Origin of the sequence: Kribbella sp. NPDC051952 (assembly GCF_040680855.1) — a bacterium.
In the GTDB taxonomy this organism is placed as follows: domain Bacteria; phylum Actinomycetota; class Actinomycetes; order Propionibacteriales; family Kribbellaceae; genus Kribbella.
Genome location: NZ_JBFAXQ010000060.1, coordinates 1 through 4,986, shown reverse-complemented (window position 1 = coordinate 4,986; position 4,986 = coordinate 1). Strand labels below are relative to the sequence as shown.

Here is a 4,986-nt window from a genome sequence, read left to right as displayed (position 1 = left end):
CGCCGCCACCACACCGCCCTCCACGCCGGCCACTGGACCATCACCATCACCAACGGCAAAGTCCACGTCACCCGCCCAACCTGGGCCGACCCACCACGCCACCTGCAACCACTCAAGCCCGGGCCATCCCACCAAGGGTCAATCGACACAGAACAACAGGCCAAGCGCGCCGCCGACCGCCCAACCAAGCTTCAACCGCGCCCGGCCCACCCGGCCTCACCTCACCCGAGCACAGTTCAATCAAGCCCACCACCAACACGGGAGCCGAGCTCACCACCAACACCACCCCTGAGCTCGCCAACTCCACGTCCTGCTCCACCCACCGCAGGAACTGCCTCGCGGGCAGACACCCCTGCCCAACCGAGCCCCGCCCAACCGGGATCACCCCATCCGAGCCCGGGTCAATCGAGCCCGCTCCAACCCAGCCCGGCTCGACTGGGATCACCCCACCCGAGCTCCGCCCAACCGGGATCACCTCATCTGAGCACGGGTCAATCGAGCACGGGTCAATCGAGCTCACTGCCAACACGGGAGCTGAGCTCACCACCGGCACCACCACCGAGCTCAGCAACTCCACAGCTTGCTTCACTCACCGCAGCAGCTGCCGCCTCGCGGGCGGACGACCCTACCCTCGCAACGACTCGACCGAGCCGCTGGGCGGCCGACGAGGCGATGCTGGAAGAGGCCGCCCGGTTCGCTGGCTGGAGCGAGACCCTTACGTCACCCGGCTTGCCCGCGTCGCGGAACGCGCAGTCGCGGATGCCGGGCTGAGCTCGGCCACGGACGCGATCCCGGCCGGAACCCCACTCCATCAGCAGTACTCTCTCCGGCCCGTCACTCACTCCATCGGGGCAGCCATCCACCCGACTCGCAGCAAGAGGCCGCGCTCGCATGAGGCCCAACCCCGCAAACCCAAGGCCGGCACCGCCACGCCGCAAACCCAGCACCGCCACGCCTCGAACCCAACCGGCACCGCACGCCACAACCCACCGCCAGGCACCACCGCACCGCAAACCCAACCGGCACCGTCACGCCACAAACCCACGCCAGGCACCGCCGCACCGCACACCCAAGCGAGCACCGCCGTACCACAAGCCCAAGCGGGCACCGCCGCACCGCAGACCCAACCGGCACCGCCACGCCACAAACCCACGCCAGGCACCGCCGCACCGCACACCCAAGCGAGCACCGCCGTACCACAAGCCCAAGCGAGCCCCGCCGCACCGCAGACCCAACCGGCACCGCCGCGCCACAAACCCACGCCAGGCACCACCGCACCGCACACCCAAGCGAGCACCGCCGTACCACAGCCCAAGCGGGCACCACCAGACCGCAAGCCCGAGCCAGGCGCCGCCGCGCCGTAGGCCCATCCCGATGAGTGCGGTGATGCTGGCGGGGTCGATCCGCGACGAGGTATCACGCCGAGCGAGACGGGGTTCCCGGCTGCCCCACTTGAGCGCGACGCGAGCTCGGGTTCTTGTCTGCGGGCGGCGGCCCGCGCCGGGCGGCGGCGGTGGGTGGTTGTGACGGCGCACGCCGCGGGGGCCATCTCTATTCAGCGGGTGTGTTCGTTGGGGAGTGGGCGATCGAGGGGCCGTGCGGACCCCTCGGTGGTTGAGGATGGCTGGGTGGATCGGTCGGTGGCGGAATCGTGGATACTCATCAGCGGCTGGCTGGAGGAGCGGATTCCGGGGGCACTCGAGCACCTGCAACCGCCAGCGTCAGCTGACAGTGTTGCGGCGGTTCGGGCGGCTATGGGGTGCGAGCTTCCTGATGATCTGCTTGCGTGGCTGCGCATTGCGGATGGGTTCGGACAGCGTGGGTCTTTCGGCTACCTGCTGCCGTACCTCTTCAACCCGTTGCCGTGCGCAGACATGCTGCGGGAGCGGGAGATGTGGCGCTCGGTCTATGCCGACTCCGAGCGGCCCGAGCAGACCGAGCCGGCCGGTGCCTGGTCGACCAACTGGCTCGACCAGTTCCTGCCGATCGGCGACGCCGGTACGGACATCAGCCTGTACGTCGACCTCCGTAAGGGGGAGCTGTTCGGCTCGGTCGGTGAGTTCGACTCCGAATCGGGTACCGACCTGACCCAGTGGATGAGCGTCGCCGGGATGTTCGCCGATGTCGCTGACGCCCTCACCCTCGAGCAACCCGCCCTCCTGGACCTCGCCAACCGCCGCAGGACGAGCCAACCGTGGTCAACAACCGCTGCCTGGACGCCGTACCTAGACGAAGGCCGCCTCCGCTGGAACTCCCTCAACCTGGACGACCAGACCTGAGTCAGCCGGTTGCTGAGACAAACCCACTTGGCCGACTTTCAGCGGCTGATTGGGCGGGTGTAGCAGTACCAGACTGAGGTGGATGGGGACGTGGGCGCGGTAGGTGCGGGTTCGGTTGGTGGTGAGGGTGTAGGTGGCTGCGCCGGAACGGTGCGGCAGCGGCCTGGGCTTTCCAGCCGGTCGACGCGAGGTTCTTCGGGCACCCGAACCCGGTGGACGGATGCCTGGGTGTCGATTTTGCGGGTGGACTACCAGACAGTTCTCAGGTTGAGGCGGTAGGTTCCCTGCAGACATTCCGGTGAGGAGGGTTACTGCATGTCCAAGAAGACCCATCAGCAGCAGCTGGCGCAGCGGAAACGGCAGCGGCAGGCCGAGCGGGACGCTGAGCGGAGGCGGCAGCGGAAGAACCTGGCGATCAGCGTCACGGCGATCGCCGCGGTGGTCGTGGTCGTCGTCGGGGTCTTCGTGGTGTTCGGGGTGCCCGGTGGTGACAGCAGCCCGGCGGCCGCGCCGACCGAGCTGCCCTCGTCGGCCGGGCCGGACAACAAGCCGGCCAGTATTCCGACCGCGCTGGCGGCGCCGCTGAAGCGGGCTACGCCGTTGCCGGCCGAGGTGAGCTGCGCGTACAAGAAGAGCACCGAGCCGGCGAGCAAGCCGGTCAAGGCGCCGGCGGACGGCAAGACCAAGGCGTCGGGTACGTCGAAGGTCAGCCTGAACACGTCGATCGGCGACCTGCAGCTCACGCTGAACAGCGCGGTGGCGCCGTGCACGGTGAAGAACTTCCTCAGCCTGGTCGGGCAGAAGTTCTACGACAACACCAAGTGCCACCGGCTCACGGTCGGTGAAGGGCTCCAGGTGCTGCAGTGTGGCGATCCGTCCGGCACTGGTGGGGGCGGGCCGGGGTACTCGTTCGCGGATGAGGTCTACCCGACGCTCAAGTACGGTCGCGGCGTGATCGCGATGGCGAACGCCGGGGCGAACACGAACGGGAGCCAGTTCTTCATCGTGTACGGCGATGCATCGGCGCTCGGGCCGCAGTACACCGCGTTCGGCACGATCGACGAGGCCGGCCTGAAGCTCGTCGACAAGGTCGCCCGGGCCGGCGTAACTCCCCAGAGCGGTCCCGGTGACGGAGCCCCCATCACCCCAGTAGAAATCAAAACCGCAACCGCAGCAGCCTGACCACAAGAGTCGGCCCCTCCCGAAGTATTCAGGAGGGGCCGACTGCTGTTCAAAAGGGTCAGGCGAGGAGGTGGTATTTGGAGCGGGGCCAGGCTAGGAGGGCGTGGATTTGGGTTATGCCTGATTGCTGGAGGAGTTCTACCGTGCCCTCGCGGAAGTGGTAGAGGTTGGTGGCTGGGTCTCGGGTGGTGTTCCACTGGTCGTCGGCGTACGCCTGCATGGCTTTGCGGTAGCGGTGGTCGGGGACGACCGAGTCGAGGATCAACAGGTTCTTGAACCAGATCGAGTTGAACGCCGCACCTTGTTTCGCGAGCACCGCCTTGTCGCTGTAGAAGGCGAGTGACGCGTTCGCCACCGACTTCGCGTCGCGGAGGTAGCGCGGGTTACCCGTTGCCTTGAACAACAACACGCCGGCACCGAGCATCACGCCCTGGTTGTAGCTCCACTGCGTCTTCTCGACGTTGCCGGCCAGGTCGATGTGGTCCCAGTACAGCCCGTTCGGCGCGAGCATGCAGTCCTGCGCCCACTTGTACATCCGCTGCGCCCAGGTCAGATACGACCGGTCCCGGGTCAGCAGATACAGATGCGCACCGAGCTCGGCGCCTGGCCCGTTCGACACCGTGTTCCGGTCCTGGCTCCACGGCGCCTGGGTCCAGTAGACCCCGCCCGCACACGGATGCGCCGGGTCGGTGTCCCAGCCGTGCACCACCAGCGCGAAGATCTCCTTAGCCCGTGCCAACGCAGCGCGATCACCAGTCCGCTGGTAGCGCTGGATCAGGTTCAGCCCGATCCACTCGTTGTCGTCGTAGAACTTGTCCCCACCCTGGCCCAGCGGCGGCCGGACATACGAGTCGTAGCCCTTCGGCGTCGTACCGGCGTTCCAGTACGGCTCGTAGCCCGCCAGCCGTCGATCAGCCTCGGCCGCGGCCTTCCGGCCCGCACCCGGCACCCCGGCCAGGTCCTCCGCGGCGATCGCAGCCTGCGAATACGGCCAGACGTACGAGTACGGGTTGGTCTGCTCGTTCGGGTACTCCTCCCGCAGCAGCGATCCGGTGCCGGCGTCGAAGTACTTGTTGATGGCGTCGTACGACGCCTTCGCACGGGCCGCCGGACTCGTCCCGGCCTCAGCCGTGGTCAAGTGCAACGACCCGAGTACGGCGACCGCGAGCACCCCGGTCGCGATCCGTCTTGATATACCAAATCTCCGTGGCATCGACTTGCTCCTCCTGGGCGGTGGCGGTTTCGTCGGTCACAGCTGATGACATCGATGTCACGTTCTAACCGCCGCACAGACCGCCCGTCAATGGCTCAGCGACCAAGCACTTCGGGAGCAGCAGTTGATATGCCAAGCGGGAAGGCGATCCAGCCCGACCGCAGGTGCAGTCGGATCCGTACCTGATCAGCCGTCAGGACCCGCTTCCCCTTCGATCCGGTCGCCTCCACGGTGAGCGCCCGCCCACCCGACGGCCCGACCCCGGTCCGCTTCAGCACCCGCAGGGTCCGGAGCGACCCGACGTCGAAGAGC

3 protein-coding genes and 1 pseudogene are annotated in these 4,986 nt (G+C 67.6%); 2 read left to right on the top strand and 2 right to left on the bottom strand.

Features of this window, described 5'->3' with window-relative positions:
• The first annotated feature begins 1,628 nt into the window (after positions 1–1,628).
• Together AB0L70_RS41740 and AB0L70_RS41735 are read left to right on the top strand one after the other, a co-directional pair.
• On the top strand, positions 1,629–2,279 hold the full coding sequence (locus tag AB0L70_RS41740; protein WP_363692494.1) for an SMI1/KNR4 family protein: 651 nt from the start codon (positions 1,629–1,631) through the stop codon (positions 2,277–2,279).
• A 315-nt stretch (positions 2,280–2,594) separates the two neighbouring features.
• Positions 2,595–3,461: a peptidylprolyl isomerase gene (locus AB0L70_RS41735; RefSeq protein WP_363692493.1), complete on the top strand. Its 867-nt coding sequence runs from the start codon at positions 2,595–2,597 to the stop codon at positions 3,459–3,461.
• A gap of 58 nt (positions 3,462–3,519) precedes the next feature.
• Here the strand turns inward: AB0L70_RS41735 and AB0L70_RS41730 are convergent, their stop codons facing one another.
• Entirely contained in the window at positions 3,520–4,674 is a 1,155-nt protein-coding gene (locus AB0L70_RS41730) for a glycoside hydrolase family 76 protein (RefSeq protein WP_363692492.1), read from the bottom strand.
• 95 nt (positions 4,675–4,769) lie between these two features.
• Positions 4,770–4,986, bottom strand: a pseudogene (locus AB0L70_RS41725) (SpoIID/LytB domain-containing protein); the annotation flags it as partial.

Excerpts from the sequence above, each read along its gene's own strand:
- AB0L70_RS41730 (WP_363692492.1), bottom strand. The coding sequence starts at position 4,674 with ATGCCACGGAGATTTGGTATATCAAGACGGATCGCGACCGGGGTGCTC.
- AB0L70_RS41735 (WP_363692493.1), top strand. The coding sequence starts at position 2,595 with ATGTCCAAGAAGACCCATCAGCAGCAGCTGGCGCAGCGGAAACGGCAG.